Source organism: Xylanibacter sp., from assembly GCF_057607445.1.
Genome location: NZ_DBLZAX010000016.1, coordinates 27,505 through 44,730, shown reverse-complemented (window position 1 = coordinate 44,730; position 17,226 = coordinate 27,505). Strand labels below are relative to the sequence as shown.

Here is a 17,226-nt window from a genome sequence, read left to right as displayed (position 1 = left end):
TAGAATAATTGTTAAATTAAACAGTAGTGCGTGCTTTTTTATTCTGTGGCTTTTGTGTAAAAATATATGATTTATGAAACAAAGAGTGTGGCTATTGAGAGATATTCGTTCTAAAAAGTGTCACTAATTATTTTTTTCATGCTACTGCACTATTTATTTCATGATAATAATGGCGTTCCCACTATTTATAGTATTTTTGTTCACTAATAAAAATAAAATAATTGCGTTCGTACATCATTGTAGAAATAGTTTGTAATTTAATTAAAATATTAAAATAATGAAACGTTGTCTTATAATTATAGGAAATCAAGGTACACCTAGCAAGGGCAATTATCTTCCTGGTGTATCGCGTGACGTAAATAACTACCTCTCTTTCTTTAAGAGTGATAACGGTGGTGCATGGGAAGATGATGAGATAATACCAAAAGTTTATGATTGGACATCTTGGGGACTTTACGTAAACATTTTGCAACGACGACTAAATGGATTAGACTATGCCATTATAGTTTTTACAGGGCATGGATATGCTTTGAAAAATGGAGAGACATATTTTGAATTGTCTGAGGGACATGATGTGTCTTTATCAACTATAAAAAGTTGGTTTCCTACGCAAAAAGTACTTATGATAGCGGACAGTTGTCAAAGTTTCGTTAATTTATATAGAGAGGGAGGCATACTTGGGGAGGCTCTTATCCAAAAAAGCTTTTCATCACGTCGAGATTATTTGCGTAATTTATATAATAACCATATAGAATCAGTTCCACAAAAAGCATTTATATTTGCTTCGGCAGTATCTCCAGGAGAGGGGGCAAATGATTCCTCAAAGGGGGGACTTTATAGCTACAATATGCTCAGTATGGCAAACTCCATAATTAAGAATACAGTTCTATCAAAATCTGTTTGGAGTATAGATATTATTCATAACATGGCTAAAACAAATGTAGAAAAAGGAAGTGATGGTCAGCAACACCCCAAACTTACAATGACTCTTACTTCGGGAACTTATGATTCAGAACTATATTCTTTAACTTTTCCACCATTCTTTGTAAAATGAGTAAAAAAAGAGTAGATAGGATAGCAAAAGATGAGGATCAAAGGTTATATCGTGATTACTTCAATATTACAGATATGTATCTAATTCAATATAACTATGATCCAGAAAAAAAAGGTGCCAATAAAAGTGGATATATCATATTCATAGATTACGATTATGACATAGATTATGTAGATTTAAGAGATAACAACAAAAATGCCTCTGAAATATCTCGTGCAATAGCAAAACTGCAACGTGCAGAAGCCGTTCCTACCAAACATCTTCCCGAAGATATTCAGCTTGAGTTTAAAAGGAGTTTAGGTATTGGTTATATACATGCTCTGAATGAGCAATTTGAAGATATTCCTGCAATAATAGACAATGCTCAGAAGTATTTAAAAGAAAGGAATCGTGAATTCTCTCGATGGCTATTTTTGAGTTCAGGATGCCCTGCTGCTATTGTTGCTTTTTTGGCAGGATTTGTCATGTACATAAATGGATACCTTAATCCATGGTTTTTTGGAATCGTTTTTGGCACTTTAGGAGCTTTTGTTTCTATATGGGTGCGTTACGGCAAAATCAATAATTCTGGGTTTGGTGGCCTGAAGCTACATATACTTGAATGTTATTCAAGAATTATAATAGGGGTGATTTTCTCTTTAATTGCAATGGTGGCAATAAAGTGTCATATTATTCTACCATATATTGCGGATAACAAAGAAATCTTAGCATTTATTCTTGTTTCATTTATAGCTTCTTTTAGTGAGCGATTTATACCATCTGTTTTAGAAAAAATTACAAAAGACAATGATAATAATGAGAGCAATGAGGCGTAGGGCCCTAATATTACATTACGCTGGAGATGTGACAAATTATCTCACTGGAGTAAGTGCTGATATAGAAAATATCAAAAATTTTCTTCATAGTAATTATGGTGGAGCATGGGAGGATTCTGAAATAACTGTTGCACCTAACAATAGTTCTGTCAATGACCTTAAATGTTATTTCAATGAAAGTGTTGAATCTACTTATTACTACCTTATATTCTACACTGGTCATGGATCGTATATCGAAGGAAAAGGTTCTATTTATTGGTTGAATAATCAGGAATACATTAATGATGCTTGGTTGCAAAATTGTATAGGGAAAAAAGCTGCTGCTATGTTGATATCCGACAGTTGTCAAGTAATTGAAAAGTTACAAGAAGGAGGTATCTTAGAACAAAGAGCTTTTTCAGTTGAAACTTTGAAATCTGTAAGGGAGGAGTGTCGGGTACTTTATAATGAAGCATTGCGAAAATTACCTTCAGGGATGTTTGTCATGGCATCATCTGTCTCTCCTGGCGAAGAAGCTGCTGAAGACTCAAAACTTGGAGGTTATTATATTCACTCTCTATTACAGGCAGCAAAAAAGGTTGTTCAAAATAATAAACATCAGAATGGTATATATGGAATAGGTTATATCCACTCACTTGCATATGAACAGGTAGAACAGCTTTCAAATGGTAAACAAACTCCTTATCTCAAAGGGTATACACGTTCATCACAACCTCCATTTGTCGTAAAAATCATTCCAAGCAGATTATTTTAATATAATATTAATAACACCTATATTATTAATTGGTTTTACGATGGCTATTAGCTTAAAAATTTATTGTATATTTTGAGTTGCTCAAAATACACTGAATCACTTCCGAAAGCATTGTTGTCAAAATACCTCCTTGAAGTAGAGTTCTTTAAACAGTGAAAAAGAGGATATAGGTCCACATCTATATCCTCTTTGCTTGCTTATCTGAATAATAACTTAGCTCCTTTGGGTTCGCAAATGCCATAATTTCATTATCCACCTTGCTAAAATGAAACTTTGCCACAGAAAGATACAATATATTCATCATACAAACAATATATGCGAGTATTTTCCACGGAAATGCCGATATAGTTTTCAAAATACTTGTTATTTTGAAAGTACGAATGTATCTTTGTACTTAAATTGAGGCTTGTATGATAGAATCATTTATTATAAAGAATTATAGAAGCTATCGTGATGTAACTGAACTATCATTTTTAGCTTCAAAGAAAGAGGGTGGTAAAACAAAGGATCTACCGCCTGTTTGGTACAAAGAAATTAACGGTAAGCGTATATTGCGTTTACTTTTATGTGTTGGGTTGAATGGAACAGGGAAATCTAAGATGTTTTCTGCCTTAAATTATTTGCGGATGATCGCAACAGCCAAACCCCAAAAGCCATCTGATAAGCCAGAATATAGACCTTTTTTATTAGATAATTTTTCTTCAACCAAACCTACTGAACTTGCATTAACATACTATATTGGAGAGGAATGCTTCAATTATAGTATAAAAATTTCATCTCATTGTATTGAAGAAGAAGAACTAAAATTGATCCAATCTCGAAGTTCTCGTATATTTTATCGATACCATAATAAAGAATCGGACAAGGTCATAATAAATTATGGAAATGTATGTGATTTATCCAAATCAGATCAGCGTGACTTAGAGTTAAATACCCTTGCTAATGCTAGTGTACTTTCTACATTTGGTGCATTAAATTTAGAAAGCCAAATCCTATCTAAGAACTTTGACTATTTTGAGAATCATATAAGTATGGTTCATAAGTCTGATAAAAACCTAGCCGATAAGCTTCAGACAGGTGATTCTAATAAAGATAAGGTTTTGAAAAATTTACTTTTGCGATTATTGGATGATGTTGGAACAAATATTTGCGATTACATTATTGAAGAGGCAAGTTTAAATATTTCAGATCTAAAAGCAAATGGAGCTCCAGATATTGTTATTAAGGCTATGCTGGAGCAATATCCCTCGGGAATAATTACCCATAAAAATTTGCGATTCATCCACTCCACAAAAGAAGGAAAAAATGGGTTGGATTTTGAATTAGAATCTTTGGGTACAAAAAATATGATTAGATTATTAGTAGTATTATATGATGTAATTATAGGTGAAAAAACTACTTGCATTGATGAAATAGAATATGGTATACATACTAAAGCACTTGCTTTTATTCTAAAAATGTATTTAACTATAGCCGAGAATTGTCAACTTATAGTAGCTACACACGATCTGTCGTTACTTAATGCCGATTTTTTAAGAAGAGATGCAGTAAGACTATTTGAAAAAGATGAATATGGCTCAACTAGTGTTCGACGTAGAGACTATTTACATAATACAATCAGTTTTTATAAAACCTATGAGAAAGAAGTTTTTCCTCAAATTGATGAACTTATGAAAAAAATAGAGATGTTTCTCAAATATAAAGATGATATAGAAAAGGATCTTTGATATATTTTTATATTATCAAAAAAAGTAACAAAAAAGTAAAGGCTTCAACATGAAGCCTTTTTTTATGTACTTTGCAGATGATTTTCTTTCTTTTTGAAGCTAATAACCACGGAATATGTATTGTAAAATAGGGGATAGAATTATTTTCTATTGGTTTGCGTGTTTTTTTCACGGAAATCTTGTTTTTCGAATAATAAAATGATATATTTGCAAAGTCAATTCGAATTTAAGACCCTGGCAAAAGGACCAGAGAGTTGACATTGATCTTATGAATAAGATTTATAGAATTTTTATTTCTCATTCGTGGGCTTATTCTGAGGCTTACGATAAGGTTGAGTCCTTTTTAAGACAAGAAGGTGTTAGTTTTTACAATCATTCTGTTCCTAAGAATGACCCAGTACATACTAATGGTACAGATAAAGAGCTGTATGATGCTATTGATGCAAAAGTAAGAGGATGTAGTTGTGTAATAATTCTTGCAGGAGTTTATTCAACATATAGTAAATGGATAAATAAAGAGATTGAGATTGCAAAGAAATACAATAAGCCTATTATTGCTGTTCAACCGTGGGGCGCTGAACGCACTTCTTCTGTTGTAAAAGATGCTGCAACCACTATTGTTGGTTGGAATGCCAAGTCTGTTGCCGATGCTGTAAAACAATATGCATTATAAGATTTCCCAATGAGAAGAGCTTTATTAATTGGAATTAACAATTACCCAGGTACATTACGCCTGGGTGGTTGTATTGAAGATATTCATTGTTTGAAGGATGCAATTGAACGCCATGGTAATGGAGAGAAGAATTTTGGGGTAAAACTACTGGAGGATGTGCAAACATCGGAAGAAATAATGAAAAATATAATAGAGCTATTTCATGATGATGCAGATGTAGCTTTGCTATACTTTTCTGGCCATGGGTACGTTGGGGCTACTGGAGCGGAGATTGTTACTCCTCAAGATGTTTTGAATTCTGGTAGTTATTATAAAGGCATTCAAATGAATGATATCATGAAAATAGTTCATAAATCTAAAGTAAAAAACAAGATTATTATTTTAGATTGTTGCCATTCTGGACAAATTGGAAAATTTGATATTACAGATACGACAAGTGTTCTTGGGGAAGGAATATCTATACTTACTGCTTGCCGAGAAGATGAGTCTGCTATGGAAGCAGGAGGACATGGACTATTTACAGAACTTTTATGTAGTGCCTTACAAGGTGGTGCGGCTGACTTTAATGGTAATATTACAATTGGTAGTATATATGCCTATATTGATAGAAGTTTTGGTGAATGGGAACAAAGACCTGTTTTTAAGACAAATGTGTCAGCTTTTGTTTCATTAAAAAAAGTAGAGCCTAAAGTTCCATTAAGTATTTTCAGAGAGTTACCTAATTTATTTTCATCTCAAGATGAAATTCATAGCTTGGACCCTTCTTATGAATATACTAATTGTCCAGAAGAACAGCATAAACTGGTAAAACCGTATGCTAATAAAGATAATGTAAATAAGTTTAAGCAACTTCAGCAATTGCAAAGTATAGGTTTGGTAGAACCGGTAGAAGAGCAATATATGTATTTTGCGGCAATGAATAGTACAGGATGTAGACTAACACCATTAGGCAAACACTATTGGAGATTAGTTAAAAACGATAATATTTAGTAATGTTGTAGATATATAGGTAACATAATTTAACTTAGGAGGAATAAAGATGGCTACAAATCCACCGTCCGGAGACGGACATCGAAATGGCGCAGTGAGAAAACGTTCTCAGGTTTATAATCCCAAAACAGAACAATGGGTAAAAAGGGATAAAGATACTGGACGTTTCATGGATGTCAAACAAGATGGTACGCCGTTTAAAGGTGTACGAAAAGAAAAGTGATTTAATGAGGACAGGTATTTATACTTGCCCTCATTTTATTTTACACTACCTTTTATATTGGTTTTATCATTGATTCAACAAAAGCAACTTCTTCATTGGTCAGCTGATATTTTGCATAGAGTTGATTGTCTATCTCAGGTATGCTTTTGTTCCAATCAATATCGCTTAATGATGTGAAGTCTTGCAACGGAACAAAACGAAAGACATCTTGAGACACCTGCATTGTTCCTCTTCCAAAAAATAATAATATTCTACAAAAATTAGTTTTAAGATATCGATTTACATTTTTTTGTTCAACAGAATTTTCAAATGGTCCAATTACGAGAAAGGTTTCACTACATACGACTCCCGGAGGTGCTATTATTATTTCAGGAGGAACTATGGCATCTGCTGAATAAGCTTTAGATATAAATAGCTTATATTTATTTATCCATTGTCTATTCTTTTTTATTGCATTGGAATCGATATATCCTGTAATACGTTTTGCACCACCTTTAATACCATAAACACCCCATAATAAAACAGAATTCTCATAAGGTTTATCATTGAGTCTATATTCTGGGTAGCTCGATTTATTGTTGAAAATATCAGTGTTAATACCAAAAGGTTTACGTGCTGAAACTATCTGACTAAATGATTGTAATTTAGAAAACTTATTAATAATACTTTGTCGCCTATTATCTCTGATAATTATATCTGAATTGCCGTCAGATAAATGTCTTATAGAACAAAAAGACTTTTCATTTGTAGGTTTATACGTGTAGTTTGTAAGCCCTTCATACTTTCTACTCCAAAGAAAATAGCAGATTCCACCATCTATATGCTGTCCGTTAAAGCATTCGTCAGAATCCTCATAATCATAGATGGATGCAATATGTTTATCTTCCATCATTTCTTTTCTGAATGGTTTGAGAACAGCTTTTCCTCCAATCATCCATTTTGAAGGCATAATCAGGGAAAAGTATTCAGGTCTGATCTGTTTTGCTATCCGTACAAATATTTGGTATATAGGATTTGCAGCATCGTCAGATGCACCGCTTCCATCATTGATTTGGTATGGAGGATTACCGACTATAGCATTAATCTTCATGTCTTTGCCTATTAAGTCATGTACTTTTTTAATGAATAATTCTGATTGATTCTTTATTTTGTTGATAAGATCTTCCGGAGCCCACATATTTGTCTTTGCTTTACGGAATCCGGCAAGCGTACGTTTGGTAATACTCTTCGCCATTGGAGTCTTACAGATGACAAAGATGTTCTCAGCTATGACCTTGTCCCATACAGACTGCTGCTCTTCTACTGTTTCTACAGCGAAAAGAGAAGCCTTTGCCCTTGCCCGGTAAATACCGTATGCCATATAGAGCGGATAAAGTCCGGATTTGGAATTGATTTCCAGAATACGGGATTCAGGGGAGAAAACTTCTGCGGTAACCCCTCCTTTATCTATAAACCGTGGTTCAGATATTACATTCTGATACTCTGTGTCATAGAAGTTATAGCCTCCCAGACAGTCGCCGAGGTGCATGTTTACTACACGCCACGGAGTAAGCACCGTTTCCTTGTCCGGATTGCGGAAAGTACTGAAGATGTCCGTAATACGTTCTATTCGTTCCTCAATACTCAGTTTGTCCGCAACACGGGCCATCGCGCGGATTCGTTTTCCGGCAGCACAGAATATTTCTGGATCATAATATTTCTTGAAGCTGTTGAATTTCTGCTTGGTCACTCCCTTGGGCATGAACTCTTCCCACGACTGTGGGTCAATAAGTGAGGCGAAATTATCAATCGTGATTTCCTGATTCTCATCACTCAGTTCCGCACCATAAATCAACAGGGGCATACGGATGGAGATGCCTCGGAGTATGGAAATGGCCGCTTCCCTGTTCTTGGTCTTCTTTTTCAGTTCTTCCAGCCGTTTCAGTTCTTCCTCCGTAAGTTCCTTCTTGGGTTTCTTTTCCAGCTTCTCCTTTTCCTCGTATTCCTCATTGTTCAGGCCTTGACTGTTGATGTCCACCTGGTTGGTCTTTGGCATAGCTTTGGTCTGGCCGATAATCTTTTTCAGGGCATCGAATTCCTGTAGTTCCAGATCATCCAGTTTCATCAGCTCATCGTTATACAGACTGTTGTCTTCAAACCCGTTACGGACGACACGTTCCACATATACCCGTTTCAACTGTTCCAACATACGGGGTACATCAAAGCGGTTCATCTGTGAGCCCTCTATGGATATGATGGGACAGAAATTGATAAACTCACCCATAGCCTTACGGTCGCTTTGTGAAGTTTTTCCGGCTTTGGACGATATTTTGGCTGTTTCAGCAATCACTTTCAGGGTACGGTCAGGAGCAAAATCAAAAACATAGCACTGCTCCTTCATCCGTCCGTTGATGGTTGCCGGTGTCTGTACGCGGAAGATGGTTTGCATATAACTGGATGCGGCTGTATTATAGGAACCGGACAGCATGAACACGGCAGTCCATGCCTTTACACTTACTCCAGTCGTCAGCCGTCCACAAGAGAGGGTAATGGTCCGTGTAGCATCCGGATCTTTTCCGATAGCCTGTTCCACGGCTTCCAGGGCATCACGGCTCTCCTCGTCCTGATCACCGTCACCGGCTACATTGACTACCTTGAAATGCTGGAACACCGGATGTGTCTGGAGCATGGCACTCAGTGCCCGTGCTTCCTTCACGCCGGGCACCATCCAGAGGGTATGGCGGAAAATATTCCTATATTCCTCGTTGGCATATGGATAAAGGCTGTCCTTGTCCTCCTTGGTAAGAAGATTCAGAAAAGCCCGCACATCTTTTTCATGACAGAAACCGCCAGCCTCATTGACCCGGAAAAATTCCCTGAAGTTAAAGGCGACATCCTCATCTACAAACTCATGAAGCAGCCGTCCCAAATCGTAGGTATAGATATTGAGTGTAGGCAGTGAGGCATACGGATTGGGATCACCAAAATGGAGTTCGTCCCAGCTCACCTTGGCCCGCTGTTCCATCACATAGTCCCATGTATAGATTTCATCCTCTTTGAAATCATCCAACAGGTTGAATGGAGTACCTGACAGGCGTAATACTTTGGTCTGTTCCTTGACCAGCTCTCCCATAACCGCTTTACCCAGTTCGGTCTGGGTGCCTTCGTGCGCTTCATCAACGATAATCAGGTCCCAATCGGTAGCAAAAACCTTGTTATTCTTGTCAAAGTTACCACCTACAAGTTCAGAACCGCGCAAATCCTGCATGGAGGCAAAATAGACATAATGCAATCCGTGACTTTCTGCCTGCCGTTCAAGACTGTCGTAACTTTCCCCGTTGTTCTTGGAACCGTATGCAAAATCCTTGCGGTCGTAAAATATCTTACCGAAATCCTCAAACCATCCGGCATCCACCACAGGACGATGAGTCAGAATCAGGATACGCTGAAACTCCATATCCTTGACAACCTGCAGAGCAGACAGGGTCTTTCCGAAACGCATTTTTGCGTTCCAGAGCATCTGGTTGCCTTTTCTGAACTGTTTTTTAGTCTTGTTGATGGCTTCTTGTTGTTCCGGCCGGAATACAATCGGGGAATATTCCTGGGTAACTTCCGCTGATGAAAGAGAGCTCCGGCCTTCCTTGACAGCCGCAATGGCACGCTTGACGGTTTCCAGATCGGTGATGAACCATTCATTAGCCTTGTTGACAGTATCGAAGACTTTCTTTTTGATACCGGAGCGTTCCAGAACATTGTGTACCTCTTTGTCGTTGAACGAACGGAGTCCGCCACGGTTGTAAACGGTAAGTTCCGTATATAGTAGATCGTATGCGATGCCTGCCGTCTGTGTGTACTGGTTAATACGCTTTCTTGCCGCTTCATTAAGTGCCTTGCTGTTAGGAGACAGACCGAACACGTTTTCATCCTCACAGGTTGCCTCGCCAATCTTCAGGCATCCACGGTGTGCCGTATCATTGATACGAAACACATAGATAAGTTTTAGTTTCAGGGACGATGTGAATCTCATGCTTCTTCATTTATGAGGTCGATAAATCGGATTCGTTTCCCCTTTTTGCCTGTTGCCTTGTCCGTAGCCCGCCAGTCCTTGATAATACAGTAAATTCCGTTGTGCTTGGTCAGGTCATTTTTCAGACAGCCCTCGCACGGCTCCCGTCTTTCAATCGTACCGAACAGACTTGGTTCCATCCGCACACGTTCTCCGCAACTGTCCGGAACAACACCTTTCAGTCCGTCCATCTGCCATACATTCCAGGAGATGATATAGGCTATATGGTTGATGGATTTAATTTGCGGATCTTTACCGAACTTGTTCCGGTAATATTCGATGAAGGATAAGAGAAGGGCTTCACGGGCAAGAAGAAGACTGTCGCCCTGCCATTCATAGGCATAGATGCTTCTGTAAGCATCCTTGGCTGCCTCCAGCCATTCACGCGTTGTCGTAGTATTCTCACTGACAATACGGAGCTTACGGTCAAGCAGGCCGATACGTTTCTCCACAGGAATGAATGTTCCGGTAGTCGTATCATACCGGCTTACCAGATAAGGAGCTTCTCCACAGGTAATTTCCAACCGGTTTTCCCGTACATAGTCTTTCCATGTCCTGCCTTCAGGAAAAGCAATTTTATCAGGATTGATTTCCCATGAATGTGTACCGTCTTTAGATGTCACTTCATGGTTGAATACATCCTTTCTGCCAAACCAGGCTTCATCGATAAGGTTGTTCTGGGCATTACATATCCAGGACGGAGTAAATACCTCCGCCATTTCCCGGGAACGTGTGCTTTGGGTATCCCTGTGTTTCAGGACACGGGGCATGACCACATGCCCGTTCTCTCCGGTTATCAACTCTGGGAGAATCTGTGACCCGTATTCATAACCTTTGCCGAGCTTTTCATAATCGGAAGTAGCCCAGAATATATTACACTGTTTTCCTTCCTTACTCGTCGTATGATCTTTGAGCAAGGTATTCAGTAAGTCGGGTGAAAGTTCTTTCAGCTTGTTCTCCTGTATGTCGGCTTCTCCGTTCGTTTTCTCCATCTTCTTTCTGTGCGTAAAGGGGATGAGAAAGTCCCGGTGTCTGCGTCTTTCTTAGACAGAGGGAGATTTCAGGCTGTAAGGTTGATTTGCTGATGAATTATATGTAGAATTGCTAAACAACAGTTGAAATTCAATGACTTCCGGATGAAAATCCAACGGCCGGAATTGCAGGATTTTCAATAAAATGTATAACTTTGCGCAAGAGTGAGTCCCTCTGTCTAAGAAATGAATGCTTTTGCTAAACGTTCTCCAATCCTACAGACTTTTCAGAATTTGTGCATTAGCTTTGTCCACTACGGAATTGTCTAATGAGGCCAGATAAATTTGTGTGGTTGCCTCGGAATCATGTCCCATTCCTTCACTGATAACCGAAATCGGAATGTTCTTGCCTTTGGCTGCGCTTGCCCATGAATGACGGGCACAGTACATGCTAAGAGGAACGGATATATCGGCCAGTCTGGCTATTTCTTTCAGGTTCCTGTTTATTCCGGACATGACATTCCTGTAATGCCTGTGCGTATCCTTAAAAGGATATTTCAATACCGGCAAAAGATAAGGACTGAGACTGTCTTCCGGATATTTGCCGACAATCTCCTGCATACATTTTTCCCACCTGATAACCAGCTGCTGCCCGGTCTTTCGTCTGCGATATGATAAGAATCCGTTCTGAAGATCTTTCTTTTTCAGGTGAGCCATATCTATGAACGACATGCCACGGGTATAGAAGCTGAACAGGAACATGTCCCTTGCAAATTCCAGATTAGGCTGTAAGGACAGATTCAGATTCTTCATACGCTTGATGGCAGATAAGGGAACGGCACGCTTGACGGTCTTGTCCACTCCCGTATAGACATGCCTGAAAGGATTGCGCTGTTCCATCAGTTCCTTTTCCAGGGCACGGTTATATACCGCCCGAAGGATACGCATGTAGAATGAACTGGTATTCCGTATGGCCCCTTTCCCATGAAGGTAGGCTTCATAAAGCTGCATCAAATCTGAATCAATTTCGGACAGCAGAACATCCCTTTCCCCTCTGAACTGCATGAAACTTTTCAGGGTGCAGGAATAATTTTCAGCCGTGCGTATCTTGCCCATTTGTTTGAGACGGGCTATGATGCCCTGCATAAAGTTGAACAGCGACTGTCCCTCTGTATTGTTTTGAAAAGAAGCGACAATATCATCTGCCGTATATGCAGCTTTCCGGTTATCCAGTTGGCGGATAATCATGTCCAGTCGTTTCAAGTCCCATTCCATGCGTTCCTGCAAGGAAAGAAGCAGATTGCTTCGTTCCGAACTAACAACAATGATACAGCTTCCAGCTTCGTTCCATTCATCCGTAAATATCCGGTAATCCGTCTTTAACTGACGGATTACACGGTTCTGGATAATCTGATAATAGATGGTTCCTTCCTTTCCCTCTATGGTGGAAGGTCTGAATTTTACTTTAACACTGGCCATATCAATCGGATTCAGATTCTACCTGTAATTTAAGTTTCTCCTGCATCAGGCTGTCGGAAACCGCTTTTAGCTCGTTCTCGTACCCGTCAGCCTGTTTTCTGACCCATTCGATGGCCTTCTCGTCGCGATGAATATCGAAAACCTTGTTCAGCCAGAGAATATCTTCCGGAGTACACCCACTCCAGGAACGGATGGCACGGAACTTCAGGGCATCGTCTGCATATTGCCGATTAGACTGCCAAAGTCTGATATTTCCCCATAAGGACAGACTGCATACCACTCCCATTCCAACCAAAAGAGAAAATACTTTGCTTGACCTGATGTCAAAACTATGCCGGTGAATATGCCTTACGCATGTCGGGATCACTTTTTCTGCCTGTCCGTCAGTAGGTGTTCCGGCCTTCTGTTCCAGCTTCCCGTTTATCATCTCAATCTTGTTCTTGATTTCTTCAAACAAAACATATACATTGTCTTTTTCCATACTTTACCATCTTATTTTACGTTGTTTTTTCTTTTTCTTCTTTCTCAAATAATCGTTCGGATAACCTTCTGGTTGTTCCGGTTGTGGGTTCGGTGTGAACAGACCTAAAGAACCGCTGTATAATTCATAGCCATGCGGTTCCTGTTGCCATGTTGGTTCACTCTGAATCACCACCTGTCTTTGGGTTTCCGAATGTGACGGTGTCTTTAACGCGGCATCTATTTTGGAATAGCTGAACTGCCTGTCAATTTTGGAACCGCTGAAGGAATAGCCGTTCATGATGAACACGATACCCTGTACTTCATCCGAATTTCCCTTGTATTTGAACCGTACATTCACTCCCTTTTCGCTTAATCCGGCAATCAGCTCCTTCCAGTTTCCGGCTTTTCTGACTTCCGTTTTAAGCAGACTGTAAAGTTCATATTTTGTCTTGTCCGGTTCTCTTAAGCGTTCAGTCTTGACATGATCCTTGCCTTTAGCCATGTGCAGACCATATTTCAAGGTCAGTTCCTTGCAGATGCGTGCACTCCGTAACCGCTCGTTTTTGTCGGATATGGTCCTGCCGTCATTATCTATCCGGTTGTAGGCAATATGTATATGAGGATGCTCCTTGTCGAAATGTCTGGCTATAAAGAACTGCGTGTTCCTTATGCCCATCCGTCCCATGTATTCCAACGCTATTTCTGCCATAATTCGACTGGTCAGCCTGCTTTCATCCTCTTTGGAAAATCCCAGTGCAATGTGTCCGACCGGTCTGGATACTTTCGGATTCATGCCGGCCTGTGCTTCGAAAGCCTTTGTTATTGTGTCAACATCCTCAATGAACAAGCCTGCATGTGCGATAATCCTGGCATTCTTTTTACTGTCAATGATATAGCCGGTAACCTCACGGAATCCGCTTCCCTTTACAATCTTCGCAATCATAGCAGGATATGGTTCAGAAGTTCTTCGATTCTTGCCACCTGTACACGGCATTCCAGCTTTGCCGTATCGAACCCTCCGGCATTTGCCTTATGAGCCAGCTGGTTCAGATTGTTCGCCATACCGCATAGCTTACGGATATAGTCGGAATGTTCCGCTGTAAGTCTTTGCCGTACATATCCTTTACGGAAACATTCCCTCAGGTATTCGCTTGCCGATATGCCTGCGCTTCTTGCCCTGCTTTTCAACGTGTAGTAATCCGGTGTTGCCAGTTTCACGGTAACACGATATTTCAGTTTGTCGGTCGTACTCTTGGGAGGACGGCCGCCCTTGTTGTTTCTTTCTGTATTCTGTTTCTTTTCCATCTGTTGACTATTGTATAAAATGAATGTACTGATTAGACCAGCGGGATGAACCTCTCACTGCCTCTTGTAGTGGGAGCAAGCGGTTTCGGTCTGCCCGAAACACAAACTTGCTCCACTAAAAACCAGAGTCCCGCTATTTTGAGCAGCTCTGAATATCCTCCTTATAAATCCGGGAGAAATAATACCGTTGTCGGTATCATCTTATGGAGGGGACAGACCTGTTTTTCCGTTTCTGTTCATCATTTATTTTCTCATTTTGTTTGCTATGTTCCGATATATCTCGGAATGAATTGTCTGGCAAAAAAAGAATATAACTTTCCAATAGTCAAACAATTGGTCGGGATGTGGCAACAATGTGGCCTGTTGCAGTTTGTATGCAGGGCAATCGGTGTGGAATGCGGTATTTTTCCTGTTTGATGAAACAATGAACCGGGGATTCAAACAGTTACTGTTCTATTGACTTGAATATTTACTGACTTAATGTCGTATTGTCGTACTGTTGTAAACATTCATGTTTGTGAATTATTGAAGGAACACTTCTTTGCTTCTTTATCTAATCAATGGCTTGGAAAAGTGATGAAGTAAGGTTACATGGAAATAAACCATTCCTTATCCATTGCTATGGACCTTTATTGAATTAGGTTCATAGATATTTTATTCTGTAAATCGTTATTGGATGGAGTCCCTGAATATAGGGATATTTGAAGAAAAGGATATGAAAGTGGCCTCATAATTAGGATAATCAGCGCCACATGCTGCCAGTTAGGCGGAAACCATTGCCTTTCAGAATATATGGCTTTTCTTTGTCGCAAACAACGGAAAAAGAATAAACATCAATCAACAAAAAAGGAAACGATATGGAATTTGTAGGAATAGAAAAACAACTGTTTGAGGAATTGGTGCGTAAGTTTGAATACTTTGAGCATCGGGTCATAGAAATTTGCAACCGGGAGAACGACAGGACGCTGCACAAGTGGATGGATAATCAGGACGTATGCCGGTATCTGAACATCTCGCCCCGTACCCTGCAGACACTCCGTGATAACGGTACCCTGCCTTTTTCTCAAATCAATCACAAGATATTCTATAAGCCGGAAGATGTGCAGGGTATCGTCAAGAAAGTTGAGGACAGAAGAAAAGAGGCTCTTTACAGAGGACGTAACATATAACAGTTAAACAATAACCACTAAATCCATAATAACATGAGTGAACTGAGAACAGACAGCAGAGAATGGGTACACCGTATCATGGGAAGTCTTGACCGTATGCTGGTCGGGATTGAGAATCTGGCGGTCGGAAACCGTCCCGTACTGGGCGGTGAACGCTATCTGACCGACAAGGAAGTGTCGGCACAATTGAAACTGAGCAGACGTACGCTTCAGGATTATCGTAATGAAGGGAGAATATCCTATTACCAGTTGGGAGGTAAGATACTTTATCGGGAGAGTGATATTGAGAAAATGCTTCAGGAGAATTATCGGGAAGCATATATGAGTGGTAAATAAAAGATAAGCATAAAGGCTGTGTGCCGGTTTTGATGAACCGATGTCACACAGCCTTTATGCTTGTATGATGAACAATTATAAATCTTCAGGCATGGGGATGACAAGGATAGAGTCACTGCACCGGATTCCGTAAAATACGTCACGAACCCGCCCCTGCTGGGGTATCAGAATACCCTTTTCTACCAGATCTTTTATATCGCGTGCTGCTGTATCTGGTGATACCTTTACACGTTTTGCCCAGTTCTTAGCCGTCAGTTTGCCGGGATAACCGTCCAAATATAAATTCAAGACTTCACGTTGTCGTTCGGACAGGACTGTCTCGGCATGGGTTTGCCAGAATATGGCCTTGTTAAGAACCTTCGACAATGTTTCGTCGGATTGCTCGACAGAACGGAGCAGACAGTCAAGATACCAGATGATCCATTCAGTAATCTCGCAATTTCCCTTCTGTGTTTTCTCCAATATGTCGTAATACTGTTTTTTATCCTTGTTTATCTGATGTGAGATACTGAAAAAACGCATCTTTGAGTTTTCGGCCTGTGAAAGTGCCATATCAGCAATGGCTCGTCCGATTCGTCCGTTTCCGTCATCGAAAGGATGGATGCAGACAAACCACAAATGGGCTATCGCCGATTTTACATAGCCGTTATGTGCATCTGAATTGAACCAGTCCAGAAACCGATTCATTTCTTCGTCTATTCTTTCAGGAGCAGGTGCTACATAATGTACCTTTTCCCGACCGAACATTCCAGAAATAACTTTCATCTCTCCACTGCGGTATCGGGCTACATCTATTTTCGTTGGACCGCTCCATCCGGTAGGAAACAGGCAGTTGTGCCAGCCGAAGAGTCTTTCATGGGTAAGCGGACTGTTGAAATTGACGGTTGCATCAAGTGCCATTTCCACTACTCCGTCTATATATCGTGAAGATTCGGTCGGATTCGGTAGTTGTACTCCGAGTTTGCGGGCTACAGATGAACGTACCTGTTCATTGTTCAATTCCACTCCTTCAATTTCTGATGATGCAATGATGTCATGAGAGATGGATTCAACTACGGCAGACATCTTGTCGTTAAAACCGATTACACTAAGGCGTCCCATCAGATAACCGACAGCTTTGTTTACCTTGTTCAGTTTCTCACCGACAAGTTCCTTGTTCCACGAAAAGGAAGGCCATTCTTTATGTTCATGTATATACATAGGCATCACTGTTTTCTGCAAAT

16 protein-coding genes are annotated in these 17,226 nt (G+C 39.8%); 9 read left to right on the top strand and 7 right to left on the bottom strand.

The features are described 5' to 3' along the window. Positions 1-277 precede the first annotated feature (277 nt). The 7 genes from ACZMIG_RS12025 to ACZMIG_RS11995 all read left to right on the top strand — a co-directional run bounded on the left by ACZMIG_RS12025 (position 278) and on the right by ACZMIG_RS11995 (position 6,236). Entirely contained in the window at positions 278-1,054 is a 777-nt protein-coding gene (locus ACZMIG_RS12025; RefSeq protein WP_196071324.1) for a caspase family protein, read from the top strand. Next, positions 1,051-1,869 (top strand): hypothetical protein, encoded by an 819-nt coding sequence (locus tag ACZMIG_RS12020; RefSeq protein ID WP_487889614.1) that lies wholly within the window; start codon positions 1,051-1,053, stop codon positions 1,867-1,869. Before ACZMIG_RS12025 ends, ACZMIG_RS12020 begins: the two co-directional genes overlap by 4 nt. Beyond that, a complete protein-coding gene (locus ACZMIG_RS12015) occupies positions 1,841-2,623 on the top strand; it encodes a caspase family protein (RefSeq protein ID WP_487889613.1) in 783 nt (260 codons plus the stop codon). The genes ACZMIG_RS12020 and ACZMIG_RS12015 overlap by 29 nt, the downstream gene beginning before the upstream one ends. Positions 2,624-3,033: 410 nt before the next feature. Next, the gene (locus ACZMIG_RS12010) at positions 3,034-4,350 is read left to right on the top strand and encodes an AAA family ATPase (protein ID WP_022459665.1); all 1,317 of its coding nucleotides are present in this window, start codon (positions 3,034-3,036) and stop codon (positions 4,348-4,350) included. Between the two features lie 268 nt (positions 4,351-4,618). After that, positions 4,619-5,023, top strand: a complete 405-nt coding sequence (locus tag ACZMIG_RS12005) for a TIR domain-containing protein (protein ID WP_118046249.1) — start codon at positions 4,619-4,621, stop codon at positions 5,021-5,023. Between the two features lie 9 nt (positions 5,024-5,032). Next, a complete protein-coding gene (locus tag ACZMIG_RS12000) occupies positions 5,033-6,013 on the top strand; it encodes a caspase family protein (RefSeq protein ID WP_022459664.1) in 981 nt (326 codons plus the stop codon). A 49-nt stretch (positions 6,014-6,062) separates the two neighbouring features. Next, positions 6,063-6,236 carry a hypothetical protein gene (locus ACZMIG_RS11995; protein WP_196071322.1) on the top strand — a complete coding sequence of 58 codons (174 nt, stop codon included), beginning with the start codon at positions 6,063-6,065 and terminating at the stop codon, positions 6,234-6,236. Between the two features lie 52 nt (positions 6,237-6,288). Here ACZMIG_RS11995 and ACZMIG_RS11990 read toward each other — a convergent pair whose 3' ends face one another. The 6 genes from ACZMIG_RS11990 to ACZMIG_RS11965 form a co-directional block, all read right to left on the bottom strand. Next, positions 6,289-10,242 carry an Eco57I restriction-modification methylase domain-containing protein gene (locus ACZMIG_RS11990; protein ID WP_487889612.1) on the bottom strand — a complete coding sequence of 1,318 codons (3,954 nt, stop codon included), beginning with the start codon at positions 10,240-10,242 and terminating at the stop codon, positions 6,289-6,291. Beyond that, entirely contained in the window at positions 10,239-11,273 is a 1,035-nt protein-coding gene (locus ACZMIG_RS11985) for a restriction endonuclease subunit M (protein WP_487889611.1), read from the bottom strand. The genes ACZMIG_RS11990 and ACZMIG_RS11985 overlap by 4 nt, the downstream gene beginning before the upstream one ends. A 255-nt stretch (positions 11,274-11,528) precedes the next feature. Continuing rightward, positions 11,529-12,731 carry a site-specific integrase gene (locus ACZMIG_RS11980; RefSeq protein ID WP_087429717.1) on the bottom strand — a complete coding sequence of 401 codons (1,203 nt, stop codon included), beginning with the start codon at positions 12,729-12,731 and terminating at the stop codon, positions 11,529-11,531. Position 12,732: 1 nt separating this feature from the next. Then, positions 12,733-13,212, bottom strand: coding sequence for a hypothetical protein (locus ACZMIG_RS11975; RefSeq protein ID WP_022459659.1), 480 nt, complete (start codon positions 13,210-13,212; stop codon positions 12,733-12,735). 3 nt (positions 13,213-13,215) lie between these two features. Beyond that, a complete protein-coding gene (locus ACZMIG_RS11970) occupies positions 13,216-14,136 on the bottom strand; it encodes a relaxase/mobilization nuclease domain-containing protein (protein WP_487889610.1) in 921 nt (306 codons plus the stop codon). Beyond that, entirely contained in the window at positions 14,133-14,498 is a 366-nt protein-coding gene (locus ACZMIG_RS11965) for a MobC family plasmid mobilization relaxosome protein (protein ID WP_009319097.1), read from the bottom strand. The genes ACZMIG_RS11970 and ACZMIG_RS11965 overlap by 4 nt, the downstream gene beginning before the upstream one ends. A gap of 857 nt (positions 14,499-15,355) precedes the next feature. Between ACZMIG_RS11965 and ACZMIG_RS11960 the strand changes: the two genes are divergently transcribed. Together ACZMIG_RS11960 and ACZMIG_RS11955 are read left to right on the top strand one after the other, a co-directional pair. Further along, a complete protein-coding gene (locus ACZMIG_RS11960) occupies positions 15,356-15,667 on the top strand; it encodes a helix-turn-helix domain-containing protein (RefSeq protein ID WP_196071320.1) in 312 nt (103 codons plus the stop codon). Between the two features lie 33 nt (positions 15,668-15,700). Next, entirely contained in the window at positions 15,701-16,003 is a 303-nt protein-coding gene (locus ACZMIG_RS11955) for a helix-turn-helix domain-containing protein (protein WP_022459656.1), read from the top strand. A 75-nt stretch (positions 16,004-16,078) separates the two neighbouring features. Here the strand turns inward: ACZMIG_RS11955 and ACZMIG_RS11950 are convergent, their stop codons facing one another. Beyond that, the gene (locus ACZMIG_RS11950) at positions 16,079-17,203 is read right to left on the bottom strand and encodes a Fic family protein (RefSeq protein ID WP_487889609.1); all 1,125 of its coding nucleotides are present in this window, start codon (positions 17,201-17,203) and stop codon (positions 16,079-16,081) included. Positions 17,204-17,226: the final 23 nt, after the last annotated feature.